Below are 19,156 nucleotides of genomic sequence, written 5' to 3'. Positions count from 1 at the left end.
GGGTCGGAGGAGGGCCGCTGACGGGTGTCACGCGGGCTGGCTCACCACCGCCAGCATGCGCGCTCTCAGGGCCATTTACTCCGACCAGCGCTCGAACCGAAGCTCGACCGACCCGAGCTGGAACCGAAGCTGGAACCGCCGGAGCTGAACGAGGAACTGATGGACGAGCTGCGAGACCCGTCGTGCTTCTCGCGCCCGAGCTCCTTCAGATACTCGACCTCGGCTCGGGCTCGCGAGGCGGCACTCCTCGCTTTCTTCCGTGCCTCGAGCTCCTCCACGAAGCGGAGCGCCCTGTCCCAAGCCGCCTGCATCTCGGTGAGAAGCTCGGGGGCTCATCCGCACCTCGCACGCGCGGCTGCGAGAGTTCACGTCCAGCGCGAGTGCCTTTCGCAGCAAGGCGCCTACGCGTTCCAGTGATGGAACTCCTGTTTCATGTAGACGTTGCGGCAGAAGCGCCCCGTGCGCACCACCGACCTGCCCCACTCCTCGAGGCACGAGGGCAGCATCGCCGTGAGGGACTCCAGCTTGCGCAGGTGCCGACTCGAGCGGGTCACGGCCTCGAGCTCGGCCTCCGCTTCGCTCATGCCCCGCTGCATCAGCAGGGTGAGACCATTGAACTTCCCCTCGCGGTACTCCCGGTCGAAGCTGCGGATGTCATTCGTCCAGCGCACCAGCAGACCCAGCTCGCGCAGGATGGCCTCGATCAGCGGATCCTCCGAGAGGTCGTGCTCGACCTGGGGGTTGAACACCATGAAGACGGCCGTGGCCCACATGGGGAGGGAGATGGTCCACTGACCCACCTCGAGGTACTCATCGAAGCCCGGCAGCGTCCGCTTCGTCTGGTACAGGCGCTTGGTGAGCAGTTCCACCTGGTGGCCGCTGATCATCCGCCGGAAGTGCTCCCGCCAGAGCCAGCCGAAGCGGACCGCTCCCTCGGCGGCCATCAGCTCATGGGTCAGCTCCCGCAGGGCGGCCCCGATGCACTCCGCCTCGCCGCGCGCCACGTCCCAGCTCTCGGTGTCGGGGGCCTCCACCGTCAGCAGGTAGCGGTCCACCATCCGCAGGCTCTCGTCATCCGTGAGCTCGCCAATCTCCCCATCCGCGATGTCGTCGATGGCGAAGGTGATGAGGCCCACCTTGGTGAGCAGCACGTTCTGCGCGAAGGTCGAACCTGGCAGGGCGGCGACGGCCCCCACCAGCGCGGTGGACTGCAACCGCGAGGGCGCGATGGCCGGGTAGCGCTCACACCACTCGGCCAGCGCGGGCACCAGCTTGTCGCACAGCTCGAGCACCCGCGCCCGCGAGCCCCGGGGAAAGAGCTCGAACTCCTCGGCGGAGTACTCATTCTTCAGCGTCCGAGTGACCTCGAAGTGCTTGCCACGGGTTCCCACATCCGACGTGGAAACCGTGGGTTCGCTCAGCCATGCGTCCCCCATCGCATCCAGGGTGGGGCGGGGACGGAGTACGTATGAAGAGGTCATCGCGAAGGTGTCTTTCACACACACCCGCCCTTCTCAAAAGGATTTTTATGGGCTGACGAGAACGAGTGCTCACACCTGAATGGAGCTCCGACGGTTCGTAACACCTGAGTCCTGGTGGCTCCGTTTTCCGAGCAAATGAGAACAATGGGGGCAGCGAGAACGTCGGCTTCTCCGCTGTCCTTGAAGAGTTGACCCTGGGGTGTTGACTCCACACGTCACTCCATGACAGTCCCACTCACTTGGGGGACGAGATAGTCCCGAGGAGCCACGGATTGGCCCGAGTTGGGGCGCATCGAAGGGGGCGCGGTGACTCATCAGATGAACACAGTGGACATGGCGGATGCGCGGCAACAAGGGGCGCTCGTGCGCCGCATCTTGTTGTTGTTGATCGGCTCGAACGTTCCCCTCACACCCTTCTCCACCTACACGGCGAGCCTGTTCGTGGGGCTCGAGCGGCCGCAGGACGTGCGCGTCGTGCTCGCCATGCTGGCCCTGGTGGTGCTGGTCAACGCCAGCCTGGTGCTCTTCCTGGTGCTCCGCTTCCTGGTGCGGCACACGTTCGCGGTCCTGCCCACGGATGGTGACGGTCGCCGCCTCGTGCGCATCCTCAAGCTGCCCTCGCGCATCGCCTTCTTCTGCGTGCAGCTCACCTGGTTCCACGCCGGTGCCACCTTCATGATCGGCGTGTGCGTGATGACGGGACAGAGCCTGGAGGCTGTCATTCCCGTCACCGCCATTGCCTCCGCCTTCGGCGTCCTGCTGTCCATCCCCATGGTGCCCATCATCGAGCACTGGATGATGAAACACGCCCTGGCGGAGCAGGAGCGTCTCGGCGGCTCGCGCGTGGCCGGGGGCGGCTACTTCTGGCCACGCCAGTCCTGGTACCTGCCCTACGCCGTGGCCAGCGCGCTGATGTCCACGCTCTTCCTGGCCGGGGTGGTGGTGGTCATCAAGATCAACCGGGTCCAGGAGCAGTTCGCCAGGACGCTCGAGGCGCAGGGCTCCTCGCTCATGGCCGAGCAGATGCGTCAGACCTCGGGGGAGCTCATGCGGGAGCTGGGCCTGCCGTTCCTGGGTCTGCTCGCGCTCGTCTTCATCTGCCCCACGTTGGTGGCGTGGCTGCAGGTGTGGCGGCAGTCACGGGCGATGCGCACGGTGCGCGAGGCCATCGAGGCTCTGGCCACGGGGGCTCCCGAGACGCCCGCGTGGGTGTCCACCGACGAGGCCGGAGACCTGGCGGACGGCATGAAGTCCGTGCTCGTCAAGCTGCGCGAGATTCCCCGCACGCTGCTGTCCTCGGCCAACCGCCTGTCCGAGGCGGGCTCCAGCCTGAGCAGCGCGACCGAGCAGCAGCGCCAGAGCATCACCCTGCAGGCCTCCGCCCTCCATGAGGCCCATGTGACGTCCGAGGAGATCAAGCAGACCTCGGAGACGGCCGCCCAGAAGGCCGAGGCCGTGCTGCAGGTGGCCACGCGGGTGGAGGAGTTGGGCCGCATTGGCGAGCAGGCCCTGAAACAGAGCCTCGAGGGGCTGGCCACCATCCGCCAGTTCGTGGATGGGATGCGAGACAAGGTGTCCCGGCTGGGGGCCAGCGCGCGGCAGATCGGCATCATCACCACGACGGTGAAGGGCATCGCGGATCGGTCCAACATGCTGGCGCTCAATGCGTCCATCGAGGCGGTCCGCTCGGGAGAGCATGGCAAGGGCTTCGCCGTGGTCGCCCGGGAGATCCGTGGCATGGCCGATCAGTCGATCCACGCGACGGTCCGCATCCGAGACATCCTCGAGGAGATCAGCGTCGCCATCAACGACGCTGTGGACATGGGCGAGAAGGGGGCGCAGCAGCTCGAGGACGGAATGCAGATGGTCAAGCGCTCCAGCGACAACTTCCGCGAGGTGGCCGACATCGTCCAGCAGAGCTCCGCCAGCGTCCGGCAGATCTCCGTCACCGTCCGCCAGCAGAACGACGGCATCTCGCAGATCTTCACCGCCATCCGGCAACTCTCCACCATCATGGAAGAGACGGTCGGCCGCATCGAATCGACCCAGCATGCGTCACTGATGCTGAAGTCGGTGTCGGACGAGGTGACCCAACTCGCGCGCGCCTACGAGCATGGGCAGCGGATGGAGCCTGCTGCCCCAGGCCGCCAGGGACCCAGGCCTCACCGGGTCTGACCGCTCCGGCCCGGATGGGCCATGTCCTCCAACCGTAGCGCCGCCTCGAAGTCGCGCGGCGTGGCGTTGAGCCCGTGGTCCTCTGTGAGCCACGAAAGGGTTTGGGCGGGCGTTGGATACGCCCCCCCTCCGCTGGGCCCCTGTCTGTCCCCTGCTCGGAATACAAAATGCCTGAGACCCCCCAAATCGACCTTGGTGGCGTCTGGTCACTCGAGGCCGAAGGCCAGCGGCCGGACCTCGAGATCTCCATACCGGGCGACGTCCATTCCGCCTTGCAGGAACAGGGCGTCATACCCGATCCCTACTTCGGCAAGAACGAAGCCAAGGTGCAATGGGTGGCGCACAAGGACTGGAGGCTCTCGCGCAGCTTCCGGCTGGACGCTTCCGATTTGGATGGAAGCTGGTATCTCGACCTGGATTTCGTCGATACGGTCGCGACCATCCGCGTCAATGGCGAGAGGGTGCTGGAGGCCAACAACTGCTTCCGCCGCTATCGGCCCGACGTATCGAAAGTCCTCGTCGCGGGAGAGAACACGATCGAGGTGCTCCTGCATTCCCCAGTCGAGGCCGGCAAGGCGATCCATGATCGGCAGCCCTTCGAGGTGCCATGGACCAGGAACTCGCCGATTCCATACGGAAACATGTTGCGCAAGCCGCAATGCCACTTCGGCTGGGACTGGAACATCGCGCTCGCGCCGCTCGGCCTCTACGGCACGGTCAAGCTGCGCAAGCTGGACCCGGCGCGCATCGAACATCTCATGGTCAAGCAGCGCCATCTGGCGAATGGCTCGGTCGAACTCGATGTCGTCCTGACCCTCTTCGCCGTAGACCCTTGCGTGCTGCCGGTCGAATTCGAATTCGACGGCGAGACGGTGCGGCTCGATTGCGGTGTGAATGCCGGCGAGACGGTGCTCCACCAGCGCTTCGTCGTCGAGCGGCCGCGCCTCTGGTGGCCCGCCGGCAGCGGCAAGCAGGAGCTCTACGAGCTCAAGGTCACCATCCCTGGCGAGACCGTAGCCCGCCAGGTTGGCATCCGCACGCTCGAGCTCATCACCGACAAGGACGAGGCAGGCGCCCGCTTTGCCTTCAAGGTCAACGGCCGCGAGATCTTCTGCAAGGGCGCGAACTGGATTCCGGCCGACGCGCTCTTCTCCAAGACGAGCCCCGAGAAGACGGAGGCGCTCCTGCAGTCGGCGGTCGACGCGAACATGAACATGATCCGCATCTGGGGCGGCGGCTTCTACGAGCACGACTGGTTCTACGACCTCTGCGACCGGCTGGGCCTGATGGTCTGGCAGGACTTCATGTTCGCCTGCAATCTCTATCCCTCGACGCCCGAATTCCTCGACAATGTCGCGGCCGAGGTGGACTACCAGGTGCGGCGGCTCTCGCATCACGCCTCGATCGCGCTCTGGTGCGGCGACAACGAGCTCGTGGGCGCGCTCACCTGGTTCGAGGTCTCCCAGAAGGACCGCGATCGCTACCTCGTCTCCTACGACCGGCTGAACCGGACGATCGAGGCCGCCGCGAAGAAGGCCAATCCGGAGCTCATCTGGTGGCCGTCGAGCCCGTCCTGCGGCTATCTCGATTTCCGCGATGCCTGGCATGCCGACGGCTCCGGCGACATGCATTTCTGGTCGGTCTGGCACGAGAACAAGTCGTTCGACCATTATCGCAAGGTCAAGCCACGTTTCTGCTCGGAATTCGGCTTCCAGTCCTATACGTCGAACCTGCAGATCAGCCGGTTCGCCGACAAGAAGGACATCAACATCGCGTCTCCGGTGATGGAGGTGCACCAGAAGAATCCTGGCGGCAACGAGCGCATCGCGGGCACCATGTTCCGCTACTTTCGGTTTCCAAAGGACTTCTCCAATTTCGTCTATCTCTCGCAGATTCAGCAGGGCCTGGCGATCAAGACCGCCGTCGAATTCTGGCGGTCGCTGAAGCCCCATTGCATGGGCACGCTCATCTGGCAGCTCAACGACACCTGGCCGGTGGCCTCCTGGGCGAGCCTGGATTACGGCGGTAACTGGAAGGCCATGCATTATCAGGCGCGGCGCTTCTTCGAGCCCGTCAGCATCTTCGCGATCCCGTCAGCCGACGGCAAGGTGATCGGCATTGCCATGGTCAACGACACCCCCCAACCCACCGAGGTTTCGGCCGAGTTCTTCACCGTCTCGATGGATGGCCAACGCTCGCCGCTGACCACCGCGCGCGGCACCTGCCGGCCGGATGCCGCCTCCACGCTGATTTCGCTGCCAGCCGACAGCGTGCCCGAGGGGAGCCTGCTCGTGTGGTCCTATTCAGCTTCGAACGGTTCGTCGGGCAGGGGGCACCACGTCAGCGGCACCTACAAGCAGCTCGAACTGGAGCCGCCGGGGCTCACTGCCCACTCGGTCCTGAGAGCCGACGGCAACTACGAAATCACGCTTTCGTCCAAGGGGCTGGCACTCTTCGTGATGCTCGAGGCCGATATCGAGGGCCGGTTCTCCGACAATGCCTTCGATCTCACCGCGGGCGAAAGCCAGACCCTCTTCTTCACGCCGGCAGAACAGGGGGCGGAAGCGGAATTCACCATCCGCGACCTCTATTCCTGCCAGGCGGTCGACTGAGATTCGAATTCCGAGCGGTCCCCGCGCCTGACGCATGGAAGGATATAATCGAGGACCTGACCGGCGGTAGTAATGGTGCCCCAGAACTCCGCACCCGCGGCCTGCCCCGGTACGTAGAGCGGGACTTCGCCCGGTACCTGGGACGAGCTGCTCGTCGCCTTCTCGTGCAAGGGACGAGGGGTGTCTGTGCCGCTACGGGGTGCGCGGCGCGCTGGCGCTGGAGCGTTTGAAGCGGGCGGAGGATGGCCGGCACCGGATGAAGCACCCGCTGCCGGACGGCACCACACACCTCTTCTTCACCGGGTTGGAGTTGTCACCCGGTTGCACGGTGTCTTCCCTTGAGCAGGAGACAGGGAAAGCCCGGACTTCCGGTGCCTCGCAGCTTCCTGGTAACATGGCGTCCATGCTGAACATGGACTTGGTGGCGCGGCTGGCCGCGTACGCAGCGGGCCTGGAAGAAGACAGCGCGGAAGACTTCGTGCGTGAGTCCCTGGCGCGTACGGAGCGGGACGGCGAGGAGGAGACCGTCGCGTGGTTGGAAGCGTACATCCGGCACATCGACCAGGACCGGGCGGCGCTCTTCGGCCAGCACATCGACGCGCTGCACGAGGCCCAGCGCCAGGCCGCCATCACCGTGCAGACCGCGGTGCGTGGCTGGCTGGCCCGCCGGGAGTTGGAGGCGAAGCGCCGGGAGGAGGCCGCCGCCACGAAGATCCAGGCGCTCGTCCGCGGTCACCTGGCACGCCAGGAGGCCCAGGAACTCCGGAAGCAACACGACGCCGCCACGAAGATCCAAGCCCTCTTCCGCGGGCAGCAGGCGCGCAAGCAGGTCCAGAAGCTCCGGGAGCAGCACGACGCCGCCACGAAGCTCCAAGCGCTCGTGCGGGGCTATCAGCAGCGCAAGGAGTACCTGGAGCTCAGGACGGCCACCGTGCAGTTGCAGGCCCAGTTCCGGATGTGGCAGGCGCGGCGTGAGCTGGAGGAGCTGAAAGCGGAGAAGCAGCGGCGCGAGGAGGCGGCGACCCTCTTCCAGTCCGCGATCCGCGGGTGGGCCCAGCGCAATAAGTATCAGGCCACGCTCAAGTTCTACGAGGACCAGGAAGACGACACACGCCTCGTCAACAACCCGGCGCTGCGGCTCAACAGCACCGTGACGCTGGCGGGCCACCGCGTGCTGGCGGTCTACATGGCCGTGGTGATGGACAAGCTCAAGATGTTCTACCAGGACGCGCACAAGCCCGTTGTCCCGCGAAACAAGAACCTGGTGCAGGTGGACACCCACCCCACGAAGGACGGCTGGCTGACCGCCTGGGCGAAGCTCGCCTGGAAGGAACTGTACGCCTCGCAGGACACGCGGGACAAGCCCGCGAAGGTCTCGGGCGAGAGATTCCCCTGCATCGGCCTGGTGAAGATCAACGGCGCGAAGCAGCACTTCATCGAGGAGAAGCTCTGGGTCAAGGTCGGACGCACGGACCGGGCCACACGCTACAACGACCTGGGTGACAGCCTCGCCCTGACGAAGAGCGCGAAGGAACGGGCGCGGGGTATCCGCAAGGTGCTCACCGGCGACCTCACCGGCGTGGCTGACATCGAGATGGAAGCGGCGCTGGCCATGCTGGGCGCGGAGACGGCGCGCAATCCCCGCTCCTATGGCGTGGGCCTGATGCTGCTGGACCTGGTGGAAAACGAGGTCAAGTACGGCAACGGAAAGTCCTATAATTGGAAACTCATCCTGGGCTCCAACATCCATGGGGGTGAGAGCGAGGACCAGTACGAGGAGCGGAAGACAGGCTACCGGTGGGACCACGGCAGCAAGCGCTGGGTGGTCGTCGACGCGGACAAAGCCAACCGCTGGAGTCAGTTCAACACGACACTGAGGAACCAGGCGCCGCCCAAGTTCCACAACTCCCCGGTGAAGGCGCTGTGGGCGGGCAAGTGGCCCATGTCCCCGTCCGCCTCCATGTCCCTGGGCGGCTACGACGTGGCCGTTCCCACCAGTGACAGCGACCTCAACGCCGTGCAGTACAAGGAGCTCAAGACGATCCTCAAGTGGTACCGGTTCGTCATGCGCGGCATCGACGTCGCCGCAACCAACACGAGCGACGCCGAGGACCAGCTCACGAAGCTGTTCCGCCTCCGGCTGCTGTCCACCCGGGTGATGGACAACACCTATCTGAAGCAGAACTGGGTGTAGCCCGCCTCAGGGCACGCGGTGCTAACCCATCGTGCGCGCCGGACGGGACGCGGGCGTACGGCCAATGCGTCCAGAAGGGCTATGCGCCGTCGACGTGCGCGGAAGAGAAGTAACCCGGCCCGTCGCACGCGAGGAGCCTCTTGTCCTCCCTGTGGTTTCAGTCCGGGTGAATTTTAGGAGCCTGGGAAATTCAGGCGAAACTCCGCGACGGACGTCACGATAATCGTTCCAGGAGATCGCGACATGTCCACCTACCGCATTCGCCAGGGCGACACCCTTTCGGCTCTTGCATCCCGTTTCAGGACCAGCGTCTCGGAGTTGGCGCGCATCAACAATATCGCCAACCCGGACCTCATCTACGCGGGCAATACCCTGCGCATCCCTGGCCACGCCCGGAACGACAGCTTCGAGCCCGCCAGGGGCGGTACCCGTGGCGGCACGAGGGGCCCCGGTGGATCGGGGCGCAGCGGCGGCGCGGGGGACACCGGACAAGTCGCGGGGAGCCAGGGCGCCGGAGGCGCGATCAGGGCAACTGCCGCGATGCACAAGCTCGCGAGCGCGGGCCGTGCGGCCGCGCTGAGCATGGGCGGGTACAACAGCCAGGGCCTGTGCGCTACCGGGGTGAGCAGGGCCATCCAGAACGCCTTCGGCTTCAAGGTCTGGGGCAACGGCAACCAGATCGACAACAACCTGCCGCGCGACAAGTTCAAGCAGGTCGACATGTCGCTGGAGGAGGCGCTGAAGATTCCGGGCCTCGTCCTCACCTGGGAGAAGACCCCGTCGCGGCTGGGCAGCATCTACGGCCACACCGCCATCACCACTGGCGACGGCCGTTCGTCCGTGAGCGACTTCATCGAGCGCAATACGCTTGGTGCCAGTGGCCGTAGCGGGCTGAAGATCTTCATGCCGACGATGTAACTCCCGCCCCACGGCGGAACACCCTCGCAACCGTCGCCCCGGGGCTGTCGGCCGGAAGTGCTGTCGTGTCCACACCCTGGTGCGGTCGTTACTACCACGCGGCCCCTTGCCGTGGTGCCGGGCGTCCGTAGTGATGGACGCGCCAGACGAGGTTCGCCGGGATGACCTTCTCCGTCGTGCCCTTGTAGTTGCCCGTCACCACGATGGGCTTCTTGAGCCGATCGACGGTGATGACCCCGGGATCCGAGCGCGGCGACACGGCAATCGGTATTACGCAGTTCTAGAAACAGGGAATGGGCGTCTCGATGGGTTCTCAAGATGCCAGTGAGATCGCGCGGATTGGAGATGTATTGAAGAAGAAGCTTGGACTCTCTCTCCAGAAGCCGCGCTGATTTCACGTCCGCCACCTAACGAGGATGCGCGGGTCGCCTGCGGGGACCAACTTGGTTCTTGGCGGACCAGCTCGGTCGCACTACTGCGCGACGATGTCGATCATCTTTGCTTTGAACTCCTTGTCGCGCATCACTTGTCAGCACGAAGCTCATGAAGAAGGTCGAGACAAGTGGCCCGGGCGGAATCACGGGCTGTTGCCCTGGAATGCGAATGACACGCAAGGGCAGGCCCCCAGCGCCCATCGCGTCCAGGGTGAGGAGTTGGGGAGGCGAGTGCTGAGGAGTGCGACGCATGAGGGGACCTCGGCCCGTGCAGAATCGAAATGTAGCCGTCCAGGCCGGCGTCCGTGGCCTGCACGAGCGGCGCGGCCGCCATGAGCGCCGCCAGCAGCGCCGGCCGCAGGCGACCGCCGGGGCGGCGCGCGACGTGCTCATCGGAGTGAGGAAGTAGGGCCCTCCCGGGCCCGGCCGGTCGGCGGCTGTCGAGCGCGGGACGGGAGGGAGGGTTCACGTCACGGGTTGTTGCAGCGAGCGTCAACTTCCAGCGCCCGCCCGCGCTCCCCTGTCACGGCACGGACGAAGGTCGCCGCATAGATGATGCCGGCCTCGTCCACTCCGACGTCGGTCCGGCCCGTCGCCGCCGCCTGGGCCAGCTCTCCCGCCACGGCCAGCTCGCGAAGGGGCGGAACGCCGTTCGAGGAGCTCCGGCGTCAGCCGGAAGCAAAGGCATTCATCGCCGAAAGTGTGGTCGTGTGTGCAGACGTAGTCGTCGCCCGCGCGGCCTACGACCGTGGAACCCGCCACCCTTTCGCAGACCCGCCGGCCGACCCGGTACCCGAAACTGCCCGTGAGCACGTAGGAGATGCTCGTGGTTTCGTGCAGCTCGGTGAAAGGCATCGCCGAGGGGCCGGCCTCGCACTTGTAGGCTCAAGCGCGCGAAGTAGACGCCGGGTGCTTCCTTGGGCAAGGCTATCAGTGAAAGGAGCATTACCAGAATGACCCGTCTCGGTTCGCGATGGATGTTGGCAGGGTTGCTCGCTGGGGGTGTGGCAACCCAGGTCGGCTGCGGTGACACCCCACAGGCTCAGGAAGCACTGTCTACGGAGGCAACGGAGCGAGGAGATGCGACCGGAGAGCGGCGCGCGTCCAGCACGTGCATCTATTCCATCTGGGGCTGGGGCCTCACTGTTCTGAAGGATCAGCGGACCAACATCATCAACTATGAGGGAGATCTTGAGATCCAGCTGCGATACCACGCCAACGGCGTCGCCTCGCCCCGATTGCCGGAAGCCTTCGAGGACGTCCGCTATTATCGGGTCGAGTATCCGCAGGACTACGACCGTCCTGCCTACATCACCGACGTTGTCTCTTCCGTCGAATCTCCCGTCACGATCACGCTCGGCGCTGAGCTCTGGGAGATTGAAAACGGACTTCAGGGGGCTACGGATTACGGCACCGCTTCCGGTTCCATGACGTTGAACTGCATTGATGAGGCCATCGATGGGCAAGTGGACGTGAGCATTCCCGGGGACAGCAACCTGGAGAAGACGGGGCTCGTCCGGGTCACTTTTGGCGCATACAGATAGCCGCACGCGCCTCCTGACTGCGCTGTATCCGCACATGTATTGAGGTACATGAAAGAGCTCGAACTGCTCGAGGCGGCCTTTTTGAAAACCAAGGAGCCACAGGGCGACACGAGCAACTCGAGCCGAGGGCTCCTACCCGGATGACTGGCGCGCCAGCGCGAAGGAGCCAGCCTTCCGAGCGTCTCAGGACCTCGTCGCCGACAGCTCTACTCCTACCCGCAATGGAGCACGCCAGCGGTCTGGGGCTCGCCACCGCGCTGTCGCAGGCAGTGCTCTACGGCACCATCATCCAGCATGGAGAGGAGGGCAAAACCAGCCTGACCGATTTGATCGCAAGAACCCACCGAGCGCTCGGAGTCGGCTCGCCCGTGGAGGTGGGCGAGGAGGGCTGGCTGCGTCAGTTCGTCGCGCAACGTTACGCGGTACTGGATGGCACCGACGTCGAGCATGAATCTCGAGGACAGGTCGAGCAGTTCCGTGAGCTGCTGGACCATGGGAACCTCTACCTACAGGGTCCCATCACGACCGTCCCCACCGTCACCGGGTACACCGTCTACACACTGCCGTGAACTGGAGGCGCTGGTGGACGTCAACGCCACCGGACGCTACGCACTCCAGGGCATTGCGACGCTCCGGAATGGGGAGGCCGTCGGTCTTCTATGGAAACACTACGCTCCACCCCCACACGTTGGGGCGGCTCGTCATCGCCACGCCCTACGACTCCTACAAGCGGCTGGTGAAGGACACGGAGACGCTCTGCCTGCGGCACCGGCGGGGCCATGACCTACGCCGGACCATGCTCGCCTGATGTTTGCTCGGGGCCTTGCTCCGGAAAACAAAAGGCCCCAGGTTCCGGAGAACCTGGGGCCCTGAAGAGTGGAGGCGGCGGGAATCGAACCCGCGTCCGAAAGCCTTCCGTCCTTTGACCCTACGTGCGTAGTCCGCGGTTTGTTACGTCCCACAGACTCCCACGGACGGGATTCTGTGAGCCGGTCCTGGATGATCTCACCGCCGAGAGTCCAGGCACCCTCGACGGCCAGCCCGCATTATGACGGTCCTACCCCACCCCACGGGCCGAGAGCGGGAGGACCGCGCACTAGGAAACTGCTAGTTAGGCAGCCAGCGCGAGCTCAACGTTGTCGTTGGCTTTTGTGTCTTTGTCGGCGGTTTTACGAGCAACCAACAAGCTCGGCACGCGTCTCGAACTTCCATGCCCCCGTCGAAACCAGGTCGCCCCCTTCGGGCACTTCAACTTCGTTCACTTCCTCGTTACTTCATCCACCATAACCGCTGACGGCGCCCGGTCAATCCTTCTGACGTCTCGGAGCGTCGTCCCCCAACATCCCGCCACGACGCCCGCCCGCTCGTGGGAATAGCAGGTAGCTTGCGCGGTTCTCGCGGCCCCCCACCTCGTGGGTGCTTCAGCGACATGAGGACACGCATGCATCGAAGGTTCTTCCCCCTCCTGCTCCTCCTGCTGGGAGCGGCCCTCCCCGCGGCAGCCGCCGAGCAGGCCGCCTCCCCCTTCTTCCCCTACCCCATGAAGGTCGACCGCCTGCCCAACGGGCTCACGGTCGTCCGCGTGCCCTTCAACTCGCCGGGCCTCATCGCCTACCAGACGGTAGTGCGCGTGGGCTCGCGCAACGAGGTGGAGCCGGGCAAGACGGGCTTCGCCCACTTCTTCGAGCACATGATGTTCAAGGGCACGAAGAACTTCCCCGAGGGTGAGCGCGAGAAGGTCATCAGCACCTACGGCTACGACGACAACGCCTTCACCTCCGACGACGTCACCGTCTACCACTCGTACGGCCCCACCGCCGGCCTGGAGAAGCTGGTGGAGATCGAGGCCGACCGCTTCCGCAACCTCGAGTACTCGGAGCCCTCGTTCCAGACCGAGGCGCTCGCCGTGCTCGGCGAGTACCACAAGAACGCCGCCCAGCCCTTCCTGAAGATCGAGGAGGAGCTCGCCCGCACCGTCTTCACCCAGCACACGTACGGGCACACCACGCTCGGCTACTACGACGACATCAAGGCCATGCCCCAGGCCTACCAGTACAGCCGCACCTTCTTCGAGCGCTGGTACACCCCCGACAACGTCCTCCTCGTCATCGTCGGCGACTTCAACGACGACACGCTGATGCAGGCCGTGCGCAAGCACTACGGCCCGTGGAGCAGCAAGAGCGCCACCGTCAACGTGCCCACCGAGCCGCCCCAGAAGCAGGAGCGCTCCGTCCACATCGACTGGCCCCAGAGCACCCAGCCCCGCCACATCTACGCCTGGCGCACGCCGGCCGCGCGGCTCGACACCGCCAACGCCGCCATCCAGACCGTGCTCGCCGACTACCTCGTCGGCCCCACCAGCCCGCTCTACAAGCAGCTCGTGCTGGACAAGCAGTTCGCGCAGGAGCTCTACAGCGACTTCACCATCCACCGCGACCCGCACCTCTTCAGCCTCGTCGCCGTCCTCCAGGAGGAGGGCCACCGCGCCGCCGTCCGATCCGCATTCAACGCCGCCGTGCGGGAGCTCGCCACCGGCAAGGTGGACGCCAGCCACGTGGAAGCCATCAAGAGCAACACCCGCTACGGGCTCCTCATGGGCATGGAGACCGCCAAGTCCGTGGCCACCCAGCTCTCCTGGTACGCCGGCATCTACGGCTCGCCGGACGCGCTCGCCCGCCACTACCAGAAGGTCTCCGAGGTGAAGCCGGCCGATCTGATCGCCTTCACCCGCAAGTACCTCACCGCCGCCAACCGCACCCAGCTCTCCCTCACCCCCAAAAAGGCCGGAGGTCAGAAGTGATGCGCCCCTTCGTGTCCCGCTCCCTCGCCCTCTCCGCCGCGCTGTGCCTCGGCGGCTGCGCCACCACCTCCCAGACCACCCCCACCCCCGCGCCCGAGCAGCCCTCGCCCCAGGCCGAACAGCAGGCGCAGGCCCCCGCTCCCGCGGAGCCCCTGGCGCCGACCACCGTGCCCGCGGTGCCCCTGAAGCAGCCCGCCCCCATGCAGGTCGTCGTCCAGGCCAACCCGGCCAGTCCCATCGTCAGCTTCCGGCTCGTCTTCCACTCGGGCTCGGTGGATGACCCGAAGGGCAAGGAGGGCATCACCGCCCTCACGGCCGACCTCCTGTCCGAGGGAGGCACGCGGAGCCTCACCTCCGCCCAGCTCCTCGAGGCCCTCTTCCCCATGGCCGCCGAGCTGAGCGCCTCCACCGACAAGGAGTTCACCGTCTTCTCCGGCCGCGTCCACAAGGACTTCCTGCCGCGCTTCCTCGACATCTTCACCGACGTGCTCCTCGCGCCCCGCTTCTCGCCGCAGGAGTTCGAGCGGCTGCGCGCCCGCGCCCTCAGCGACGTGCGCAATGGGCTGCGCAGCGAGAACGACGAGTTGCTCGGCAAGGTCGCGCTCGACGCGCTCCTCTACGAGGGCCACCCCTACGCGCACTTCGTGGGCGGCACCGAGAAGGGGCTCGAATCCATCACCCTCGAGGACGTGAAGGCCCATGCCGCTCGTGTCTTCACCCAGGACCGGCTCGTCATCGGACTGGCCGGCCCCGTGGACGACACGCTCCAGAAGACCGTCGTCTCGCGCCTGTCCGCGCTCCCGGCCACGGGCGCCCCGCGCGTGGAGTTGCCGCCCGTGCCCACCACGGGTGGCCGCGCGCTCGTGGTGCAGAAGCCCACGCTCTCCACCGCCGTCTCGATGGGCTACGTCACCCCGCTGCGCCGGGGGGATCCGGACTTCTTCCCCGTGGCCTTCGCCCTCTCGTACCTCGGCGAGCACCGCCAGTCCTCCGGCGTCCTCTTCAACGAGCTGCGCGAGAAGCGTGGCCTCAACTACGGCGATTACGCCTACGCCGAGCACTTCATCGAGCACCCCGGCACCACCTACAACCGCACCAACGTGGCGCGCACCCAGCAGGACCTCACCCTGTGGATCCGCCCCGTGGTGCCCGTCAACGGGATGTTCGCCACCCGCGGTACCGTCTACTTCCTCGACCGGCTGGTGAAGCAGGGCATTCCCCAGGACAGGTTCGACCTCAGCCGCGGCTTCCTCATGGGCTACACCCGCCTGTGGGAGCAGACGGATCAGCGCCGGCTCGGGTACGCCATCGACTCGCTCTTCTACGGCACGCCCGACTTCCTGGAGCAGTACCGCGCCGCGCTCGGGAAGATGACCCCCGAGTCCGTGCACGCCGCCATCCGGCGGCAGCTGCGTCCCGAGGCCCTCAACTTCGCCTTCGTCACCCAGGACGCGCAGGAGCTCGCGAAGCAGCTCGAGGAGCAGCCGCCCTCGCCCATCACCTACGCCTCGCCCAAGTCGGCCGAGCTCCTGGAGGAGGACAAGGCCATCATCTCCCAGCCCCTGCCCGTCCGGCCCGATGCCATCCAGATCGTTCCCGCTCAGTCCTTCATGGAGAAGTAGCGCACGGCTGTAGCGAGCGGACACTTCCGTAGGGGTTTTCTTCCACCCCTCGGAAGTGGATGGTATGGACCCAGCCAAAGGCCCGAATTTCCGGGCCTGTCCCTGGGAGCGGTCCTTGCGAAGCGCAGCAACCCGACTCGCAGTGATGTGCCTGCTGCTGGCCGGCGCCGCTGCGTCAGCACAGCCGGACGCCTTCACGCGCGGCTTCGACGCCGTGCCCCTGAAGGCCACCCCCGCCCAGAAGAGCGGCATCGCCCTCGAGGGCGCCTCGCCGGAGCCCGCTGGGAGTTTCCGGGGCGCCCTGCTCTTCGACTACAACCACGGCATCCTCGCCCTCAAGCTCGGTGACGAGAAGCTGGGTGACCTCATCCCCTACCGGCTCGACGCCCACGCGCTCTTCGCCTGGCAGCTGCACCGCCGGCTGGAGATCGCCGCGGACGTGCCCTTCACCCTCGTGCAGGGGGACCGGTTCCAGTTGCTGCGTGATGCGCTCGCGGCCCCCGACTTCCCCGGCGCCGCCGGCGTGAGCGCCCAGGGCTTCGGCGACGTGCGGCTCCAGCCCCGCGTCTTCCTCCTGCTGCCCGAGGAATTCCCCGTGGGCGTCGCGCTCTCCGCGGAGGTGCGCCTGCCCAGTGGGGACGGTGACAGCTTCCTCGGTGAGCGGGGTGTACTCTTCGCTCCGCGGCTCGCCGTGGAGCGCGCCTTCGGCCCGGTGCGCGTGCTCGGCAACCTGGGCCTGCGCCTGCGCTCCGCGCCCGGCCAGTACCTCAACCTCTACGTGGGCAACGAGGTGACCTTCGGTGGCGGCGCGGTGGTGGACCTGCCCAACATCGGCCGCCTCACCGACGTGCAGGCCATCGCGGAAATGCACCTGGCCACGCCCACCACCGCCCCCTTCAACTTCAGCCAGGCCGACTCCCTCAAGACGCCCTGGGAGGTGCTCGGTGGCGTGCGTGCCCGCATCTTCGGGGGCTGGGGCCTGGAGCTGGACGTGGGCCGGGGCGTGACGCTCGGCAGCGGCTATGGCCGCGAGGCGCTGCGCGTCATGCTCGCCCTGCGCTACGACGAGACGTTCCTCGACTCGGATGGCGATGGTGTCCGCGACTCGCTCGACAAGTGCCCCACCGAGGCCGAGGACTCGGACGGCTTCATGGACTCCGACGGCTGCCCCGAGCCGGACAACGACGGAGATGGTGTCGTCGACGGCGAGGACCAGTGCCCGAACTCCGCTGGCGACAAGTCCCAGGGTGGCTGCGGTGATTCCGACGGCGACGGCGTGCCCGATGGCCAGGACCTGTGCCCCGACCAGCCCGGTCCCGCGGGTTATGACGGCTGCCCGGATAGCGACGGCGACGAGGTGCCCGACAACGTCGACAAGTGCCCCGACCAGTCCGGCGCCGCCGAGGCCGATGGCTGCCCCATCGACAACCCACCGCTCGTGGTCATCGAGTCCGACCGCATCCGCATCAAGGGCAACATCCTCTTCGAGACCGGCTCCGCGACCATCCAGAAGCAGTCCCTCAAGCTGCTCGACGAGGTGGCCATCGTGCTCGAGCGCAACCCCGAGCTCGGGCCCGTCCTCATCGAGGGTCACACCGACAACGTCGGCTCCGAAGCGCTCAACCTCAACCTGTCCCAGCGGCGGGCCCAGTCCGTGTTGGACTACCTCGTCTCCAAGAACATCGAGGCCCACCGTCTGCGCGCCAAGGGCTTCGGTGAGTCCAGGCCCATCGCGACCAACGCCACCTCGCTCGGACGCGCCAAGAACCGCCGCGTCGACTTCCGCCTCATCAAGTCCGAGATCGAGACGCCCGCGCGCACCGTGCCGGCGGAGAAGCCAGCGGAGAAGAAGGGCGCGGGCGACAACAAGGGCACCGGCGTCAACAAGGGCGGCGCCGGAAAGCAGTGAGGGGCTCGTCCGCGGGCAGGTCCGGGGGTAGGTGACGCCCCCCCCCGGAGCGGCTCCCGGGGCCTTTCACCTATAGTGCCGGGAGCAACACCCTTCCCACTCCCGGAGATGAGATGTCGAAGAGCCCCCGCCTGTCTTCCCAGGGTCTGAGCCACCAGGACGTGCTCGCGAGGATGCGCGAGATGCGCACCGAGGATGCTCACTGGAAGGAGGGGCGTACGTGGAGCCTCGTCTACAACGCGGGCGAGGACGTGCGCCGCGTCGCCGCCGAGGCCTACACCGAGTTCATGTCCGAAAACGGCCTCAGCCCGCTGGCCTTCCCCAGCCTGAGGCGCTTCGAGTCCGAGGTGCTCGCCATCGCGGCGGAGCTCTTCCATGGCGACACCGCCACCGGCACGATGACGTCCGGAGGCACCGAGTCCATCCTCATGGCCGTCAAGACGGCCCGCGACTTCGCCCTCGCCGAGCGTGGCATCTCCGAGCCGGAGATGGTGATGCCCGCCTCCGTCCACCCCGCCTTCCAGAAGGCCGCCCACTACTTCGGGGTGAAGCCCATCAACGTCCCCGTGGGGCCGGACTTCCGCGCGGACATGGCGGCCATGCGCGCCGCCATCAATCCACGCACGGCGCTCGTCGTCGGCTCGGCGCCCTCATACCCGCAGGGAGTCATCGACCCCATCTCCGAGCTCGCCGCCCTGGCCCAGGAGAAGGGCGTCTTCTTCCACGTGGATGCCTGCCTCGGTGGGTTCCTCCTGCCCTTCGCGAAGCGGCTCGGTTACGACATCCCCGACTTCGACTTCGCCGTGCCCGGCGTCACCAGCCTCTCGGCGGACCTGCACAAGTACGGCTACGCCGCCAAGGGCGCCTCCATCGTCCTCTACCGCACGCCCGAGCTGCGCCGGTACCAGTTCTTCACCTATACGGGCTGGAGCGGCGGCATCTACGCCTCGCCCTCCATGGCGGGCACCCGTCCCGGTGGGGCCATCGCCGCGGCCTGGGCCGTCCTCAAGTACCTCGGCGAGGAGGGTTATCTGCGGCTGGCCCGCACCGTGCTCGACACCGCGAAGGTGCTGCGCGAAGGCATCGCCGCCATCCCCGGGCTCGAGCTCCTGGGCAAGCCGTCGCTCAGCGTCTTCGCCTTCTCCTCGAAGACCCTGGACATCTACGCGCTCGGCGATGCCATGGAGGCACGCGGCTGGAAGCTGGATCGCCAGATGAGGCCCCCCGCGCTGCACCTGATGGTGACGCCCGCCCACGCCGCGGTGGTGGAGCCCTTCCTCGCGGATCTGCGCGCGTGTGCCGCCCACCTCGCCTCCGGTGAGCCCGCCCCGGACGGAAGCGCCGCCATGTACGGCATGCTCGGCGCCCTCCCCGATCCCAAGGAGGCCGAGGGCTTCATCCTCCAGTTCATGGACTCCCTGTACGGAAACGAGTGAGGGGACGCCTCCCGCGGTACGCGGAGGGAAC

At 66.5% G+C, this 19,156-nt stretch carries 15 protein-coding genes and 1 other RNA gene; 12 read left to right on the top strand and 4 right to left on the bottom strand.

Features of this window, described 5'->3' with window-relative positions:
• Positions 1-401 precede the first annotated feature (401 nt).
• The gene (locus tag JQX13_RS28905) at positions 402-1,481 is read right to left on the bottom strand and encodes a terpene synthase family protein (RefSeq protein WP_203402708.1); all 1,080 of its coding nucleotides are present in this window, start codon (positions 1,479-1,481) and stop codon (positions 402-404) included.
• A gap of 318 nt (positions 1,482-1,799) precedes the next feature.
• Here JQX13_RS28905 and JQX13_RS28900 point away from each other — a divergent pair, with 318 nt between their 5' ends.
• The 4 genes from JQX13_RS28900 (at position 1,800) to JQX13_RS28885 (ending at position 9,380) form a co-directional block, all read left to right on the top strand.
• On the top strand, positions 1,800-3,656 hold the full coding sequence (locus JQX13_RS28900) for a methyl-accepting chemotaxis protein (RefSeq protein WP_203402707.1): 1,857 nt from the start codon (positions 1,800-1,802) through the stop codon (positions 3,654-3,656).
• Positions 3,657-3,823: 167 nt separating this feature from the next.
• Positions 3,824-6,268, top strand: a complete 2,445-nt coding sequence (locus tag JQX13_RS28895) for a beta-mannosidase (RefSeq protein ID WP_203402706.1) — start codon at positions 3,824-3,826, stop codon at positions 6,266-6,268.
• Positions 6,269-6,671: 403 nt separating this feature from the next.
• Complete coding sequence (locus JQX13_RS28890; RefSeq protein WP_203402705.1) at positions 6,672-8,462, top strand: hypothetical protein; 1,791 nt, start codon at positions 6,672-6,674, stop codon at positions 8,460-8,462.
• Between the two features lie 243 nt (positions 8,463-8,705).
• Positions 8,706-9,380, top strand: coding sequence for a LysM peptidoglycan-binding domain-containing protein (locus JQX13_RS28885; RefSeq protein ID WP_203402704.1), 675 nt, complete (start codon positions 8,706-8,708; stop codon positions 9,378-9,380).
• Positions 9,381-9,471: 91 nt separating this feature from the next.
• On the opposite strand, the gene JQX13_RS28880 is transcribed toward JQX13_RS28885, so the two are convergent.
• Positions 9,472-9,639 (bottom strand): hypothetical protein, encoded by a 168-nt coding sequence (locus JQX13_RS28880; RefSeq protein WP_203402703.1) that lies wholly within the window; start codon positions 9,637-9,639, stop codon positions 9,472-9,474.
• 425 nt (positions 9,640-10,064) lie between these two features.
• On the opposite strand from JQX13_RS28880, the gene JQX13_RS28875 reads away from it, so the two are divergent.
• Positions 10,065-10,223, top strand: coding sequence for a hypothetical protein (locus JQX13_RS28875; RefSeq protein WP_203402702.1), 159 nt, complete (start codon positions 10,065-10,067; stop codon positions 10,221-10,223).
• A 61-nt stretch (positions 10,224-10,284) separates the two neighbouring features.
• On the opposite strand, the gene JQX13_RS28870 is transcribed toward JQX13_RS28875, so the two are convergent.
• Positions 10,285-10,437 (bottom strand): hypothetical protein, encoded by a 153-nt coding sequence (locus JQX13_RS28870; protein ID WP_203402701.1) that lies wholly within the window; start codon positions 10,435-10,437, stop codon positions 10,285-10,287.
• 330 nt (positions 10,438-10,767) lie between these two features.
• On the opposite strand from JQX13_RS28870, the gene JQX13_RS28865 reads away from it, so the two are divergent.
• The 3 genes from JQX13_RS28865 to JQX13_RS28855 all read left to right on the top strand — a co-directional run bounded on the left by JQX13_RS28865 (position 10,768) and on the right by JQX13_RS28855 (position 12,166).
• Positions 10,768-11,358 (top strand): hypothetical protein, encoded by a 591-nt coding sequence (locus JQX13_RS28865; RefSeq protein ID WP_203402700.1) that lies wholly within the window; start codon positions 10,768-10,770, stop codon positions 11,356-11,358.
• Positions 11,359-11,579: 221 nt separating this feature from the next.
• Positions 11,580-11,927 (top strand): chitosanase, encoded by a 348-nt coding sequence (locus JQX13_RS28860; RefSeq protein ID WP_203402699.1) that lies wholly within the window; start codon positions 11,580-11,582, stop codon positions 11,925-11,927.
• A 68-nt stretch (positions 11,928-11,995) separates the two neighbouring features.
• Positions 11,996-12,166, top strand: a complete 171-nt coding sequence (locus JQX13_RS28855; RefSeq protein ID WP_203402698.1) for a hypothetical protein — start codon at positions 11,996-11,998, stop codon at positions 12,164-12,166.
• Positions 12,167-12,232: 66 nt separating this feature from the next.
• Here JQX13_RS28855 and ssrA read toward each other — a convergent pair.
• Positions 12,233-12,596, bottom strand: a transfer-messenger RNA (tmRNA) gene (gene ssrA / locus JQX13_RS28850).
• A 203-nt stretch (positions 12,597-12,799) separates the two neighbouring features.
• Between ssrA and JQX13_RS28845 the strand changes: the two genes are divergently transcribed.
• The 4 genes from JQX13_RS28845 to JQX13_RS28830 all read left to right on the top strand — a co-directional run bounded on the left by JQX13_RS28845 (position 12,800) and on the right by JQX13_RS28830 (position 19,125).
• Complete coding sequence (locus JQX13_RS28845; RefSeq protein WP_203402697.1) at positions 12,800-14,158, top strand: M16 family metallopeptidase; 1,359 nt, start codon at positions 12,800-12,802, stop codon at positions 14,156-14,158.
• Positions 14,158-15,780 (top strand): M16 family metallopeptidase, encoded by a 1,623-nt coding sequence (locus tag JQX13_RS28840; protein ID WP_203412253.1) that lies wholly within the window; start codon positions 14,158-14,160, stop codon positions 15,778-15,780. Before JQX13_RS28845 ends, JQX13_RS28840 begins: the two co-directional genes overlap by 1 nt.
• Positions 15,781-15,925: 145 nt before the next feature.
• On the top strand, positions 15,926-17,689 hold the full coding sequence (locus JQX13_RS28835; RefSeq protein ID WP_203412252.1) for an OmpA family protein: 1,764 nt from the start codon (positions 15,926-15,928) through the stop codon (positions 17,687-17,689).
• A 113-nt stretch (positions 17,690-17,802) separates the two neighbouring features.
• Positions 17,803-19,125 carry a pyridoxal phosphate-dependent decarboxylase family protein gene (locus JQX13_RS28830; protein ID WP_203402696.1) on the top strand — a complete coding sequence of 441 codons (1,323 nt, stop codon included), beginning with the start codon at positions 17,803-17,805 and terminating at the stop codon, positions 19,123-19,125.
• The last annotated feature ends 31 nt before the right edge of the window (positions 19,126-19,156 follow it).

Source organism: Archangium violaceum (genome assembly GCF_016859125.1).
Taxonomy (GTDB): Bacteria; Myxococcota; Myxococcia; order Myxococcales; family Myxococcaceae; genus Archangium; species Archangium violaceum_A.
The sequence above is the reverse complement of the archived record's forward strand: the minus strand, read 5'-3'. Positions and strand labels throughout refer to the sequence as shown.